Here is a 15,022-nt window from a genome sequence, read left to right as displayed (position 1 = left end):
TCAATAAATTTGCGCAACTGACTGTCACCTGAAGCACAGGCGAAAACACCTGTCATAAATGACAGTCTGACTATCTTTATGAGCCAGATTAGTGTCCCTCAGGCTCCAAACGGCTCACGCCGATTCATCTGGCTGCCACAAGAACCTCCGGCGAAACGGGATTACGTGAACACTCGGGACCCTGCAGGAGTTAGCCTGCCAGCGATAGCGGTGGGTCACCAGTGAAGATGCTGAATCGGCGGACGCCTTCGCTGGCAAGCCCGCTCTCACAAGGGATGTGTGGTGAACCGGAAATATGCTGAACACCCAAAAAACCTGTGGCGGCCGACTTGGCAGCGATGCGGCCCGTGCTAACAGCGCTTCAGGGCCTGCTTATGCTCATACATCGCACTGTCCGCATCCGCCAGCAGTCGCTCCACGCTTTCGTGGCGCTTGGGGTCGTATTCGATCTGACCGACGCTGAAGCGAATCGCATAGCCGCGATGCAGCGTGGCGTTACGTTCTTCGAGGATTTCCTTGAGGCGCGCCATGATCGCCGTGGTTTCGACATGGCTGGAGCCGGTCAGCAACGCGACAAATTCGTCGCCGCCCAGACGCCCGACCACATCACTTTCGCGAAAGGCGATGCGCAGCACATCGGCAAAAGTCTTCAGCGCACTGTCGCCCTCGGCATGGCCGTACAGATCGTTGATTTGCTTGAAGTCATTGAGGTCGAAAAACAGCAGCGTCGCCGGGCGGTCGAGACGCGCACAGGCGTCCAGCGCATGCTGGGCCAGTTGCTTGAAGCCGCGACGGTTGGACAGCAGCGTCAACTCGTCCATGCTGGCGATCTGCACGGCGGTCAGCTCTTGCTCGGCCATTTGCGCCAGATCACGCAACAGCGCGCGCTCTTCGTCGTCGAGTTCGCGCGGCTTGGTGTCGATCAGGCACAACGTGCCCATTTTGTTGCCGTTGGGCACGGTCAGCGGGTAACCGGCGTAGAAGCGGATGTTGGGTGCGCCGGTGACCAGCGGATTGTCATGGAAGCGCTCATCTTCGCGGGCATCGGGTACGAGCAACATCTCATCCTGGAGAATCGCGTGGCCGCAGAACGAGACATCCCTTGGGGTCTCTGTGGTGTTGAGGCCGACGCAGGACTTGAACCACTGGCGATCCTTGTCCACCAGCGTGACCAGCGCGATCGGCACGTTGAACAGACGCTTGGCCAGCCGCGTCAGCCGGTCGAAGCGCTCCTCGGGGGCAGAATCGAGGAGATTGAGGCCTTGCAGCGCTTGCAGGCGCGCTGTTTCGTTGGCGGGTTTTCCGGGGGCCAGCATCGTGTGCTCCATCAGCGTTGATAAGCTAAGAGTAGCGCGATTTTTTGAGGAGAGCTCATCCCGTCAAGTACCACTCCGACTCGCACGGAACTTGAATGGCCAAATACCAACGCATCCGGCGGACATGGACCTGCCCGGGCCCTAAAGAAATTTCATGCGATCTCTCTCAGACGAATATCATCGAAATAAAACGCCGCATACTCTGATGAGAGTCTCACCGTGAGAGTCGTACTTGTAGTTACGAATTCGTGACGTATTGATTTCCATACTTGGCCGGCTTCATATACACCTACTGTGCTTGCATTTAACGAAAGATAAAATTTTAATGAGCTGTTTGAAGCCGTAGAATAACAATCAAAGCTAAGTTCAAACTTGGCGCCCACTTTCAAATTAGTAAATGTTTTACTACCTCCCAAAGGCCCTGATCCCGACCATGCTACTTCTCGGTTATCTATCTTTGTATACCCCAGCCCCCCAGGTGCTTGACTCGCCCATCCGTTCATATTTTTTCCTGTAAATGTCGTCAGGTCATCAAAAAGCACTCTATACATCCTGTATATTCGAGTCGGACACACCAATGCATCCGCCAACACGGCCGCCTTGAACAATCCAACTTTAAGCTCAATCGTCACAGTCGAATTCTCAAGGCACTCCCGCAACCACTGCACTTCCGCAGTCAAGGCAAGCCCATCCCCCTGATTATGCGGGAGTCCAACTAACTGATCTTTATATCGTGACGTTCCATCCTGCCTTTGTTCGGTATAACGCAACCAGACCGGCCCACCAGACAACTGAAATGGCCATGCTTTGCATATCACCTGCGTGTCATCACGCATTTCGTTCAGATAGATCAACTCGCCTTCAAACCCTTCCAGCTGCGGCCTCGGCATGCTCTGCTCCAGCAACGTCCCCACCTGCAACGGCAACGTCTTGGAAGGCAACGGCCCTGAAGCACGTACAACGTCATAACGAATGTTGACCTCCCGCGACATATTGGCCGCCGTAATCAACGCGGCAATCGAAAAATAAAGCGGTTCCGGCCCCGAAACATACCGCCGCTCCGGCCGAACCGACCCCTCGCCGGCTCGTCCCTCAATGATCAAATCAATGCCATCATTGTCCTGCAATGCGGTTGTGTCGACCCGCACCGTAAATCCGCTTTGATGAGTATTGGGGTCGAGTTGTCCGGTAGGGGCTTCCAGTACGGTGGGCGCGTCCCATTGGGGCATTGCCTGGCCAATGGTCAACGTGCGGGTCTGTGAGTAGCGCGTCGGTTTGCCCGAGGCAAAAATGACGTAGTAGCTGACGTCGACCTTGCCATTGCGATTGGGCTCGATGTGCGCGGGCTGCACGTGAAACGGCACGGGGAAACCGGCGCTGTGGGTGCTCAGGGGAATTTCATATTTAGGATGCGGGCCGCTGATGGAACCGACCCAGCGCAGGCCGACGATGTCGTCTTTCACCGTATCGGCAAAGGGTGCGGTCACGTCGGCGCCGTTGGGTGCGTTTTCCGGCAGCAGAATGTCCTGGTCGTCCGCCTGGGCCACATCCGGTTTCTGCAGATCGGGTCGGGCGTCGCCAACGGTAAGGTTCAGTGGCAGCGAGTTGCGCACGCTGCTGAGCATCACGTCGTCATTGGCCACGGTGTACCAGACTTTCACCGAGCCGCCGTCCAGCGGCAGGATTTCCTTAGCCGGCACCTCGCGGACGATGGCCGTGCCTTCCGGTTCGTCGGCGACGATGATCCTGATCGGGTAATAGGTATCACCGCCGCCGGGACGTTTGCCTTCCCAATACACCACGATCAGATCGCCCCTGCGTCGCCCTTCGTAATACGGCACCGTCACCGTGGCGCGCGGCGCGTCCGCCGGCAATTGGCCGCCGGACGCCTCAAGTACGCGCGGGGCCTGCAAACTGCTGATTTCGCCCTTGACGGTGGCACTGGCGTTTCTTGAGGGGCGGACAATGACGCCGTCACGGTTCAATGTATACGCTACCAGCGCCGAACCCATGGCGATGGCCTTGACCTTGGCGTTAGGGATCTTGAAGACCACTTGCACGCCGGTGCGAATAACCGGTAACTCGATTGGCCCGTGGATAACCTGCGATCCTGAGGGCGGGGTGCCGGTCCACGTCAATACGACGGAATCACCGGTCTTGAAAGGTTCACCATCAGTGTTGACCAGCACGGTGACATCCTTTTCCCCCAACGTTTCCAGCTCGATGATCCCCGTGTCCGGGTCAGCGTCCAGCACAACGGGCGGGCTAAGCCGCTTCCGTTCGAGATCAACCAGCAGGTAGGTGGTCGCCGACCAGGGCGAGCGCTCGTCCGGGTAGTTGCCCACTTCGTCGATCACCTGATAGTGCACGCTGATCCTTGGGCCATCGCCAACCTCCTCAATGGTCTCCTTGTCGAGGAGTACGATCAATGGATGATTGGTCGGATCTTTAACGTGCTCGAGGGTGACGCGCTCGATCAGTCGCTTCGAGCCAAAGATAAGATGGACAGCGTCGTTCACCCGCATGAACGGGTACGGCAGGATGGTGACCTCTACCCCCGCCGCGGCTTCGACCGGACCGATGCCATGGTCGATGATGGCTTGCGGGATCGAATACTGCAGACGTGAATGACCGTCCTCATTGTAGTCATCATCAAATCCGCCGGGACGGTCGAGCTTGACCAGTACCTTGAGTTTCGGTGTGGAATTTTCCCAACCCTGAGTCGGACGCTTGACCGAATAAAACACCTGATCAACGTCCCCCCTGATCACGTGCCCGGAAGGAATCAGGCCGTGCAACGGCGTGTTTTCCTCGCCGGCCAACACGGTGTGGCTCCACACCTCATGAGTGTCATTACCCCAGTAAACCCTGACTTCATCGCCCGCAGCCATGATGGGGCCCCACGGATTGACCGTAAATCGCAGCCCCCCTTCGACCGCCCCTACACCGAAGCCGCCGTCGTATCCCTGGACGGGCGTTCGCATGCTGGAAAAAATCGGTGGCCGCAGCTCCAGCGGTTCGACGGGCTGAGATTGCGTTTCGTCTGTCGGTACAGGGAGGTTCATGGGCTGGCTCCGGGTCTGGGGGACGCAGAAGCCATGAAACAGGAAAAAACGCGCGGGGGCACCTGTCAGATCTGACAGGTGCCGACGGATGGTTGCGGGTGTAGGCTGGCACGTTGCGCGGGACCGTGCCAAGCAAAGCACGTCAGCCGCCCGCCACCGGACACGGCCCGCCCGCATCGGCCCAGAGCTTGAATTGCGCGACAAAAATATCGTGCGGCACCGGCACCGGCGCGCGCCCTGCTCCAGGATTCCAGCCCCAGAGCACCAGTTTGTCCTCGCTGACGTGCTTGAGCAGCGCGGCGAAGTCGCGATCGCCATTGCTCGAACGGTCCTTGATCATTGCGCAGAGTTTGTCCGGCGGCAGACCGATCCAGGCCATTTTGTGCGCCGCCGGTGGCAGGCTCCAGTGCGGCGCGCCCGGTGGCGCATGCGGGCCGTAACTGGCGGGTGGATTGTTTTCCGCGTGGCAGGTGGCGCAGGGCAAACCGGCGGCGCCCTTGCCGTCCATTCCGCGCACCACATTCATGGCGTGGGGAATACCGGCGTCGAATTGCAACGGCGAATCACCGGGAATGTGACAGTTCTGGCAGCGCGGGCTCTGGAAGACTTTCTGCACTGTGCCGAACGCTTTCAGCGCTTCCTGATCATCGGCGAACAGGTCCGAGGCGTAACCGCCCAGCCCCAGCAGAATGACTGTGCCCAACAACAAATGTCGTTTCATCTCACACCCCCGACAGTTGCAGCGGCAGTTCGCGCAGGCGTTGCCCGGTCAGGGCGAACACCGCGTTGGCCACCGCTGGCGCGGTCGGCGGTACACCGGCCTCGCCGATACCGCCGGGTTTGTCGCTGCTGGGCACGATGTGCACTTCCACCACCGGCATCTCGTTGAGCCGCAGCACCTGATAATCGTGATAGTTGGACTGCACCACCGCGCCGTCCTTGAGCGTCAGCTTGCTGTGCAGCGCCATGCCCAGGCCGAAAGTGATGCACGATTCCATCTGCGCGGCGATGCTCTGCGGGTTCACCGCAATCCCGCAGTCCACGGCACAAACCACGCGATGCACGCGAATCGCCAGATTGTCCTGCGACACCTCGGCGACCTGCGCCACGTAACTGCCGAACGATTCGTGGACCGCCACGCCCAGTGCATGGCCGTCCGGCAGCGGCGCTTTCCAGTTGGCCTTCTCCACCGCCAGATTGAGCACGCCCAAATGCCGAGGATGATCCTTGAGCAAGGCTCGTCGGTATTCGACCGGATCCTTGCCCGCCGCAGTGGCCATTTCATCGATCAGCGATTCCATGACGAAGCCCGTATGGCTGTGCCCCACCGAGCGCAGCCACAACACATTGATCCCGGTCTGCGGCGAATGCAGATCGACCTGATGATGGGCCAGGCCTTTGACGTACGGGCTGTCGGCAACGCCTTCGACCGACGTTGCATCAACGCCGTTCTTGACCATGGTTTGTTCCAGCATCGTGCCGGCCATGATTGACTGCCCGACCAGCACGTGTTGCCAGCTCGACGGCATGCCATCGGCACCGAGTCCGATCTTCGCCTGATGCAGGAACATCGAGCGGTAATAACCGCCGCGAATGTCATCCTCGCGCGACCACACGGTTTTCACCGGCATGGCAGCGGCTTTCGCCACTTGCACGGCTTCAGCGACAAAGTCTGAAGTGGGATTGGCGCGGCGCCCGAATCCACCGCCCAAAAACTCAGTGTGTATTTCGACCTGCTCGGGCTTCAGGCCGGTGATCTTGCCAGCGACCATTTGATCCAGCGTCTGGAATTGTGTGCCGGTCCAGATCTCGCACTTCTGCGCGCTGATTTTCACCGTGCAGTTGAGCGGTTCCATCGGCGCGTGGGCCAGATACGGCACGCTGTACTCGACGTCGATTTTCTTCGCCGCTTTGCCGAAACTGCCCTTGGCGTCCCCGGCCTGACTCGCCGATGTGCCTTGGGTGGTGGCCAGTTTGCGAAAACTTTCCAGCAGCTTCTCGCTGCTCAGGTCTGCATGCGGCCCCAGATCCCAATCGACCTTCAGCGCATCACGCCCCAGTTTCGCCGCCCAGTAATGTTCGGCAATCACCGCCACGCCCGTCGGCACTTGCACGACTTTGTGCACGCCCGGCACTGCCAGCGCTTCGGCGCCTTCGAAGGATTTAACAGTGGCACCGAATACCGGTGGGCGCGCAACCATGGCGGTCATCAAACCGTCGAACTGCACGTCCATGCCGAATTTGGCGCGGCCGGTGATTTTCTCCGGGGTGTCGAGGCGTTTGGTCGGTTTGCCGATGATTTTCCAGTCCTTGGCTTCCTTGAAGGTGATCGATTTCGGATCGGGCACCGGCAGTTGCCCGGCGGCATCTGCCAACTCGCCGTAAGTCGCCCGTTTCTCGCCAGCAATTACCACACCCGATTCGGTGCGAATCGCCGACGGTGCCACCTCAAAGCGCTGCGCCGCCGCCTCCACCAGCATCTGCCGCGCGGTCGCGCCTGCCAGGCGATAACGGTCAAACTCCATCCACGTCGACGTCGAGCCGCCGGTAATCTGCATGCCGCCAAACCCCGGCATGCCGTAATCCGCCGCCGATGCTGGCGAATGCTCGACGCGGATTTTCGACCAGTCAGCGTCCAGCTCCTCGGCAATCAACATGGTCAGGCCGGTCCAGATCCCCTGTCCCATCTCCGAATGCCCGAGCAACACGGTGACGCTGTTATCCGCCGCAATTCGCAAAAACGCATTCGGCGCAAACACCTTGCCTTCATTCTCGGCCGCATAGGCAAACTTGTGGCCGCCGGGGATGACAAACGCCACCACCAACCCGCCGCCCAACACGGCACTGCCCTTGAGAAAACCGCGACGCGATACAGGACTGTTCATCGTCTAACTCCCACGTAAATCAGCCGATTTCCGACGCGCGTTTTACCGCTGCGCGGATCCGTGGATAGGTACCGCAGCGGCAGATATTGCCGGAGAGCGCCTGATCGATATCGCTGTCGGTGGGTTTGGGGATTTTCGCCAGCAGCGCGGCAGCCGACATGATCTGCCCCGACTGACAGTAACCGCACTGCACCACGTCGAGTTCGGCCCAGGCTTGCTGCACCGGGTGCGAACCGTCGGTGGACAGGCCTTCGATGGTGAGGATTTTCTGCCCGTGGGCCACGGCGGTAGCGGGCGTGATGCAGGCGCGCAATGGCGCGCCGTCAACGTGCACGGTGCAGGCCCCGCACTGGGCCATGCCACAGCCGAACTTGGTACCGGTCAGGTGCGCGACATCGCGCAAGACCCAGAGCAACGGCATGTCCGCGGGGACATCGAGCTCCTGATCCTTGCCATTGATATTCAAGGTCAACATCGGGGAATTTCCTCAGACTCACGGTGTTCTGAAGGGGCGCCGCTGTGGCCATCAATGCCTACGCGCGCCTCGGCTTATCCCTTTCAGCAAAGCCTAATTTGCGCACGAAGCCAGACGTTGCGACCACCGGTCATGCAGATGTCGACTTTAATCCTACAGTTGATAACGGCTCGCACCGAGCCGGCGCAGTAGAAAAACTCGTCATGAGCGAAACCGGTCCGCGATTACCGCGCGGGTTATCCATCAGATTGGTCTGGAGTTGCGAACATGGGATTTGTCACCAGCAAAGACGGCGTCGAGATTTTCTACAAGGACTGGGGACCGAAAGACGCGCCAGTGATCCACTTTCACCACGGCTGGCCGCTCAGTTCGGACGATTGGGATGCGCAGATGCTGTTCTTTCTGGGCAAAGGGTATCGGGTGGTTGCCCATGATCGCCGTGGGCATGGGCGTTCGAGCCAGGTCTGGGACGGCCACGACATGGATCACTACGCCGATGATGCGTTGGCGGTGGTCAATCATCTAGGCCTGAAGAACGTCGTACATGTCGGCCACTCGACCGGTGGCGGTGAGGTGATTCATTACATAGCCCGGCATGGTCAGGACAACGTCGCCAAAGGCGTGCTGATCAGTGCCGTGCCGCCGTTGATGGTGCAGACCGAGAGCAATCCGGGTGGTTTGCCGAAGTCGGTGTTCGATGATTTCCAGGCGCAACTCGCCGCGAATCGCGCGCAGTTTTATCGGGATATTCCGACCGGGCCGTTTTATGGCTACAACCGGCCGGGCGCCACACCTTCAGAGGGGATTATTGCCAACTGGTGGCGTCAGGGCATGATCGGCGCCGCCAAGGCGCACTACGACGGGATCGTCGCGTTCTCGCAGACGGATTTCACCGAGGACTTGAAGAAGGTCACGGTGCCGGTGCTGGTGATGCATGGCGAGGATGATCAGATTGTGCCGTATGCGAATTCGGGGCCGTTGTCGGCCAAGTTGTTGCCAAACGGCACGTTGAAATCGTATCCGGGGTTTCCGCACGGGATGCCGACGACGGAGGCCGAGACGATCAACGCGGATCTGCTGGCCTTTATTCGTGGTGAAGATTTGTAAGTTTATGCACTGCACCCTGTGGGAGCGAGCTTGCTCGCGAAAGCGTCATTACTTTCAATATTGATGTCGACTGACACGACGCCTTCGCGAGCAAGCTCGCTCCCACAGGGGCTATGCGGCATGCCAATAATCCTCACTCCATTCCAGCTCCCGCGACTTTCCTACCCTCTCTAATCCTCCGTGCGCCCCGTGCTTTCACGATCACGTTCATAGTGGTGAGTCAAGGGCAGCGCCGGCAGCCAAGACTCGCGGCGAATGGTCCAGAGTTCGTAAGTGGGTTTGAACTGATTAGGCTCATCGAGCGATCCGACGTTGACCTCTACTTCATCTTCGGAACGCGTGAACACCGGTGAGCCGCAGCGCGGACAGAAAAAGCGCCCATTGAAGTCGCGGGTTTCGCCGGTGACTTTCAGCGCATCCTCGGGAAATATTGCCGAGGTGTGAAAGAGCGTGCCGTGACGTTTGCGGCAGTCGAGGCAGTGACAAATACCGACGCGGTAAGGCTGCCCCGTCACTTCGAAACGGACATCGCCGCATAGGCATCCGCCAGTCAATCGATCCATGTCACACCTCCTCTGCTCGACTGCAAATTACAGATCGTCCAAATCGGGAAAGGCAATCCTGCCCAGCGTCCAAGGCTCAACAATCTGGCAATGCACACTGCGCAGAAATGAGCCCCACTCGCTTCGGTTATGCGCATCCGGGCCGGTTATAAAAATGAGCAGCGAAGTTTTGCCAGTTAGTGATTTGTTCAAAAAGCGCAGAAATCTTGATGGCTGGCATTCAGGCCTACTTTGTAATAGGTAGCCTGCCAGTGATCACAAATTTATCGAACACTTTCTGCCCATCACGCGCGGCTTGCCGAACATCAAGGAATGTCAGCTCATCACGAACTTCCTTTTTGTTAGGTTTGTCGGTCTTTCTGGTGGTGGCCATCGGAGCCTCCGAAGGATGTGTATTCATGCTGACCAGCTTAAGTGATTAAGTTTTGACCGGCAAACGATAGGATCTTGTTTCAACGCAGACAAGTCGGCGGATTCTTGCAGATCTGTAGGTCATGACACCCAAAATTGTAGTCCGTAAAACTCCTGAATTTGGATCTCGTTGCTCGGCAATGCCCATTGGTAAACGTCATCCGGTTATCACGTTTAAAACACACAAACCGTTACGCCATCCTCCCTACAACACCTTGCGTCGTTACCTACGCGTACGCCAGAATCCGCCGGCTTACACGGCTATGGGCCGGGCTATATCGTTTGCCTGTCACTGCAAAACAGTGATCGGGTTTGGTAGCCCGCTTCGGTACGGTCGTATAGCGTCACCTTATGCAGCCTCCTTTTGAGGCCGCGCTTCATATGGTGGGCATGCGTGGGGCTCACTCGTGAGCGCCGGGTTTCCGTATCGACCGGTCTACCAACCCGCGCATGGCCGCCACCCATCGTTTGGTAGCGAGGGTGATGGCTCCTATTTCTTCGATACGGAGCTTTATCTATGTTCAAAATCACGCCCAACCCACCCGCCACAGATTCAATTACCCACGATCCCTCACTTGACCCGCAAAAGGTCAAAGAGGCAACCGACCGCGCCCTCGACTACTACCTGCGGCCCGAAGCACTGGGCGCTCCGCCAAGCCCGCCCAAGTTCCGCCCCGTCTATCTGGTCGACCCCACGCTGGATGAAGAAACCCTGCTGGTCGAAGCTTGCGAATCGCTTTCATACGCCCACTCCATGGCCGGTAACATCGCCAACTCGATAGGCGGCCCGGAGCGCAAACCGCTGCTGGCGCTGCAACAGGTGATCATGCTGAACGAACTGTTGGTCAATCGACTGCTGGACAAGCTGCGCGTACCGCAATAGTCACCAGACGGAATGAGTGAGGGGTTCTCCCCTCACTTTCGCTCTGCCGCATCCCTCACCTCGCTGACTGTTCTCCCCACGCCCAACGGGAGATCGACATGCACAAGCGCACACGACAACTACTGCGTCCATACTGATTTTTTCGACCACTTGGGACACTGACATGCCCTCCCCCGAATCCAGCCTTTTGCAGAGCTGGCACGACAACGCTAATGCCTGGATCGAAGTGATCCGCAGCGGCGCCATCGAAAGCCGTCAGCAGGTGACCGATCAAGCGATTCTGCTGGCGATCATGGGCCGGCAGCCTGAGCGCGTGCTCGATCTTGGTTGTGGCGAAGGCTGGTTGTTGCGGGCACTGGCGGATCGGGGGGTTGAAGCTGTCGGTGTGGATGGCGATCCGCGGCTGGTCGAGGCGGCGCGTCTGGCGGGGACGGCGCAAGTGCATGTCGCCAGTTATGACGCGCTGGTCGAAGCGAAGGTCGACGTGGGCCGTGACTACGATTTGATCTGTGCCAATTTCTCACTGCTGCACCAGGACATTATTCCGCTGCTGACTGCGATGAATGGGTTGCTCAGCCCCGGCGGCAATGTACTCATCCAGACGCTGCATCCATGGGTCGTCGCGGCCGGTGATTATCAGGATGGCTGGCGTGAAGAGTCGTTCGCCGGATTCAAGGGCCAATGGCAACCGATGCCCTGGTATTTCCGCACATTGTCGAGCTGGCTGAATGCGCTGGACATGGCCGGGTTCCAACTGGCCAGCCTGCAAGAGCCACAGCACCCGCAAAGTCCGGTGCCGCAGTCATTGTTGATGGTGGCCGAGCGGCGCTAAATCTGGAAAACACCGCCCACTGTGCTCGACATTAAGAACTGTTTCTAACCCCGGGTTACTTGTCGATCTACGGCACCGGCAATCGACCAGGGACTGACTACGCTGTAAATCCAGCGTGTCTAACCTGCCGAGGATGACTGCCATGCAACGCTTTCAGAAACTCACGCCCTGCCTGTGGTTCGACGATCAGGCCGAAGCCGCCGCGAAGTTTTATTGCTCGATCTTCGATCAGTCGAAAATCACCGGCCTGACCCACTACAGCAAGGTCGGTCAGGAATTTCACGGCAAACCGGAAGGCGCGGTGATGACCGTCAGTTTTGAACTCGACGGCCAGACTTTCACCGGGCTCAATGGTGGGCCGATGTTCACGTTCAGCGAGGCGATCTCGTTTCAGGTCAATTGCCAGAATCAGGAAGAAGTCGACCATTTCTGGGGCAATCTGTCCGAGGGTGGCCCCGTCGAAGCCCAGCAGTGTGGCTGGCTCAAGGACAAGTTCGGGGTGTCGTGGCAGATTGTGCCGGTGGCGTTCATGCACATGATGCAGGATGCCGACACCCGCAAATCGCAGCGCGCCATGCAGGCTATGTTCACAATGAAAAAACTCGACATTGCCGAACTCGAACGGGCCTTTGCCGGCCAGAGCTAATACACTGGCGCCCTGGCCTGCCGGGAATAAAAACGATGAGACACGCTGCCGCCAAACACCCTGAAAAAGCCCCGCGTTTCTGGCGTGACGCGGCGCTGCCCTTTATTGAGGCGCGGGCCATCGCCGATGGCCGCGAGGTCTGCTACGCGCGACATTCCCACGCGCATTTTTCCATCGGGGCGATCACCGCCGGGCGCAGCACTTATGTGCATGAGCAGGCACAGTTCGAAGTGGCGTCGGGCACGGTGGTGCTGATGAATCCCGGCGATGTGCATGCGTGCAATCCGATCGATGATCAGCCTTGGTCGTATGTGATGTTGTACGTCGAGACGCCGTGGTTGACGGATCTGCAGCATCAACTGGGCTTTGCCAGTGATCTTGAGTTTCGGCGATTTTCCACGACTCACCTCGACGACGCCGCGCTGTTCAATAACCTCAATGAGCTTTATGCAACATTGGTCGACGAACAACAGGACGTACTGCGCAAGCAAAGCGCTGCGGTGGAGTTCTTCAGCGACCTGCAACTGCGCTTGAATCCCGCCGCCCCCTCCCTGCGCGAGCCGAATTTCAAACTTCAACTCGCGGCCGATTTCATCCGCGCACACTGCACCGAGGTGCTGAACCTCGACGACATCTGCGCCGCGGCACAGCTGTCACCGTCGTACCTGATCCGCGCCTTCAAACAACATTACGGCATGACGCCCCACGCGTTTCTGGTCAACCAGCGCATCCAGTTCGCCCGCGAGCGTTTGCGCAGCGGGCAGTTGATCGCTGATGTGGCGCTAGAGGCGGGGTTTGCCGATCAGGCGCATTTTCAGCGAGCGTTCAAGCAACATCTGGCGGCGACGCCCGGCCAATATCGCGGCTGACACCTCATCTGAAACTCAACACTTCCCGCTGTGGGAGCAAGCTTGCTCGCGAATGCGGTGGAACAGTCAGCACATCCATTGACTGACACACCGCCTTCGCGAGCAAGCTCGCTCCCACAGGGTCAGATGACACAGCTCTGGCCAACACATTCAGATATTGACATATCGGTAAATTCCGATATCTTCGCGGCATGGAACTACTCGAAATCTTCAAAGCCCTCTCGAACCGTACACGCCTGGAAATTCTCAAAGGCCTGAAGGATCCCGAGAAACACTTTCCTCCCCAGGATGAGGGTGACGTGCACACGGTGGGCGTTTGCGTCAGCAGCATTCAGGAAGGCGTCGGGCTGTCGCAGTCGACGGTGTCCGATTATCTGGCGACGCTGCAACGCGCAGGCCTGGTCGAGGTCAGGCGCATTGGGCAGTGGACCTATTACAAACGTAACGAAGCAGCGATCAGTGCGCTGGCCGAGATCATCGGCAGCGAGCTGTAATTTTTTGCCCCATGATATCGAGAATTCCCGATATCCCTTTTTACCGAAACGAGGAAATGCAATGAAAGCGATGATCCTTACTTCATTTGGCGGCGCGCAATCGTTCGAACTTTGTGACGTGCCCAAGCCAGTGCCACAAGCGGGCGAAGTGCTGGTGCGGGTGCACGCCACCTCCATCAATCCGCTCGATTATCAGGTTCGCCGTGGCGACTATGCCGATCTGGTGCCCCTGCCAGCCATCACCGGTCACGACGTTTCCGGCGTCATTGAAGCCGTCGGGCCCGGAGTGACGGCGTTCGTGCCGGGTGACGAAGTCTGGTACACCCCGCAAATATTTGACGGCCCGGGCAGTTATGCCGAGTACCACGTTGCAGCCGCAAGCATTGTCGGCAAGAAGCCGCCCTCGCTGAGCCACCTTGAAGCGGCCAGCCTGAGCCTGGTTGGCGGCACGGCGTGGGAAGCGCTGGTTGTGCGGGCGGCGCTGAGGGTCGGCGAAAGCATTCTGATCCACGGCGGCGCGGGCGGCGTCGGTCATGTGGCGATTCAGCTGGCCAAAGCCATCGGCGCGAAGGTCTTCACCACCGTGCGTGAAGGTAATTTCGAGTTCGCAAAGCGCATGGGTGCCGATGTGCTGATCGACTACGAAAAGGAGGATTACGTCGACGCAATCCTGCGTGAAACCAAGGGCCGCGGCGTCGATGTCGTGTTCGACACCATCGGCGGCAACACCCTGGCGCGTAGCGCCGACGCCCTCGCACAACTGGGCCGCGTGGTATCGATCGTGGACATTGCCCAGCCGCAGAACCTGATTCAGGCTTGGGGCAAGAACGCCAGCTACCACTTCGTTTTCACCCGGCAGAATCGCGGCAAGCTCGACGAGCTAAGCGCATTGATCGCGAACGGTCAGTTGCGCCCGCACGTTGGCGCGGCCTATGCGCTAGCCGACATCGGCCTCGCCCATGCCCGGCTGGAAACGCCCAACAACGGCGTCCAAGGCAAAATCGCGATTGCCGTCGCGCCGTCGTCCGAACTCGCCAATCGCTGAACTCAGTGCCAGGAGAACACCATGATTTATGAGATCGCGTTACTGCCCGTTCACAAAGAACAAACTGAAGCGTTTCGGCGTGCGTTTGCCGAGGTCGAGCCTTTGCTCAAACGTGCAAAGGGTTACGGCGGCCACCTGCTCGCGCCGGGCATCGAAACACCAGAAGTATTCAATCTGATCGTGCGCTGGCAATCCCTCGAAGATCACACGCCGGGTTTTGAAGCGAGTGAAGACCATCGGGTATTCATGCTGGGGCTGGAGGATTATTTTTCGGACGAACCGAAGGTCTGGCACATTGAAGGCGGCGCGTTTCATAAGCCGTTCAATTAGCGCCGGAAAGTGACGAGCGCTCTCTCGGCTGCCCGAGATCCATTGTAGGAGTGAGCCTGCTCGCGATCGCGGTGTATCAGTCGACATTTATATTGACGGAT

At 58.7% G+C, this 15,022-nt stretch carries 15 protein-coding genes; 8 read left to right on the top strand and 7 right to left on the bottom strand.

The genetic code is table 11. The features are described 5' to 3' along the window. Positions 1–350: 350 nt before the first annotated feature. The 5 genes from ACM6IV_RS06730 to ACM6IV_RS06710 all read right to left on the bottom strand — a co-directional run bounded on the left by ACM6IV_RS06730 (position 351) and on the right by ACM6IV_RS06710 (position 7,741). Positions 351–1,316, bottom strand: coding sequence for a sensor domain-containing diguanylate cyclase (locus tag ACM6IV_RS06730; protein ID WP_414869258.1), 966 nt, complete (start codon positions 1,314–1,316; stop codon positions 351–353). A 152-nt stretch (positions 1,317–1,468) separates the two neighbouring features. Further along, entirely contained in the window at positions 1,469–4,381 is a 2,913-nt protein-coding gene (locus ACM6IV_RS06725; RefSeq protein WP_414869257.1) for a hypothetical protein, read from the bottom strand. A 142-nt stretch (positions 4,382–4,523) separates the two neighbouring features. Continuing rightward, complete coding sequence (locus ACM6IV_RS06720) at positions 4,524–5,102, bottom strand: hypothetical protein (RefSeq protein WP_414869256.1); 579 nt, start codon at positions 5,100–5,102, stop codon at positions 4,524–4,526. A 1-nt stretch (position 5,103) separates the two neighbouring features. Then, positions 5,104–7,266 carry a molybdopterin cofactor-binding domain-containing protein gene (locus tag ACM6IV_RS06715; protein WP_414869255.1) on the bottom strand — a complete coding sequence of 721 codons (2,163 nt, stop codon included), beginning with the start codon at positions 7,264–7,266 and terminating at the stop codon, positions 5,104–5,106. A gap of 19 nt (positions 7,267–7,285) precedes the next feature. Beyond that, on the bottom strand, positions 7,286–7,741 hold the full coding sequence (locus tag ACM6IV_RS06710; RefSeq protein WP_003224136.1) for a (2Fe-2S)-binding protein: 456 nt from the start codon (positions 7,739–7,741) through the stop codon (positions 7,286–7,288). A gap of 267 nt (positions 7,742–8,008) precedes the next feature. Here ACM6IV_RS06710 and ACM6IV_RS06705 point away from each other — a divergent pair, with 267 nt between their 5' ends. Further along, complete coding sequence (locus ACM6IV_RS06705) at positions 8,009–8,848, top strand: alpha/beta fold hydrolase (RefSeq protein ID WP_414869254.1); 840 nt, start codon at positions 8,009–8,011, stop codon at positions 8,846–8,848. Positions 8,849–9,018: 170 nt separating this feature from the next. On the opposite strand, the gene ACM6IV_RS06700 is transcribed toward ACM6IV_RS06705, so the two are convergent. Beyond that, on the bottom strand, positions 9,019–9,411 hold the full coding sequence (locus ACM6IV_RS06700; protein WP_414869253.1) for a GFA family protein: 393 nt from the start codon (positions 9,409–9,411) through the stop codon (positions 9,019–9,021). A 226-nt stretch (positions 9,412–9,637) separates the two neighbouring features. Continuing rightward, positions 9,638–9,784, bottom strand: coding sequence for a hypothetical protein (locus tag ACM6IV_RS06695; RefSeq protein ID WP_163004822.1), 147 nt, complete (start codon positions 9,782–9,784; stop codon positions 9,638–9,640). Positions 9,785–10,339: 555 nt separating this feature from the next. Between ACM6IV_RS06695 and ACM6IV_RS06690 the strand changes: the two genes are divergently transcribed. From ACM6IV_RS06690 to ACM6IV_RS06660, 7 genes are all read left to right on the top strand, one after another. After that, positions 10,340–10,705 carry a DUF6124 family protein gene (locus ACM6IV_RS06690; RefSeq protein ID WP_414869252.1) on the top strand — a complete coding sequence of 122 codons (366 nt, stop codon included), beginning with the start codon at positions 10,340–10,342 and terminating at the stop codon, positions 10,703–10,705. Between the two features lie 163 nt (positions 10,706–10,868). Then, positions 10,869–11,537 (top strand): class I SAM-dependent methyltransferase, encoded by a 669-nt coding sequence (locus ACM6IV_RS06685; RefSeq protein ID WP_414869251.1) that lies wholly within the window; start codon positions 10,869–10,871, stop codon positions 11,535–11,537. Between the two features lie 142 nt (positions 11,538–11,679). Next, a complete protein-coding gene (locus tag ACM6IV_RS06680; RefSeq protein WP_414869250.1) occupies positions 11,680–12,183 on the top strand; it encodes a VOC family protein in 504 nt (167 codons plus the stop codon). 35 nt (positions 12,184–12,218) lie between these two features. Continuing rightward, positions 12,219–13,052 carry an AraC family transcriptional regulator gene (locus ACM6IV_RS06675; protein WP_414869249.1) on the top strand — a complete coding sequence of 278 codons (834 nt, stop codon included), beginning with the start codon at positions 12,219–12,221 and terminating at the stop codon, positions 13,050–13,052. Positions 13,053–13,243: 191 nt separating this feature from the next. Then, entirely contained in the window at positions 13,244–13,546 is a 303-nt protein-coding gene (locus tag ACM6IV_RS06670) for an ArsR/SmtB family transcription factor (protein ID WP_077572353.1), read from the top strand. 61 nt (positions 13,547–13,607) lie between these two features. After that, entirely contained in the window at positions 13,608–14,591 is a 984-nt protein-coding gene (locus ACM6IV_RS06665; protein WP_414869248.1) for a zinc-dependent alcohol dehydrogenase family protein, read from the top strand. Between the two features lie 21 nt (positions 14,592–14,612). Then, entirely contained in the window at positions 14,613–14,921 is a 309-nt protein-coding gene (locus tag ACM6IV_RS06660) for an antibiotic biosynthesis monooxygenase family protein (protein ID WP_414869247.1), read from the top strand. The last annotated feature ends 101 nt before the right edge of the window (positions 14,922–15,022 follow it).

It is taken from the genome of Pseudomonas sp. IT-347P (assembly GCF_949768005.1).
GTDB lineage: Bacteria > Pseudomonadota > Gammaproteobacteria > Pseudomonadales > Pseudomonadaceae > Aquipseudomonas.
This window is presented reverse-complemented; position numbering and strand designations above follow the sequence as displayed.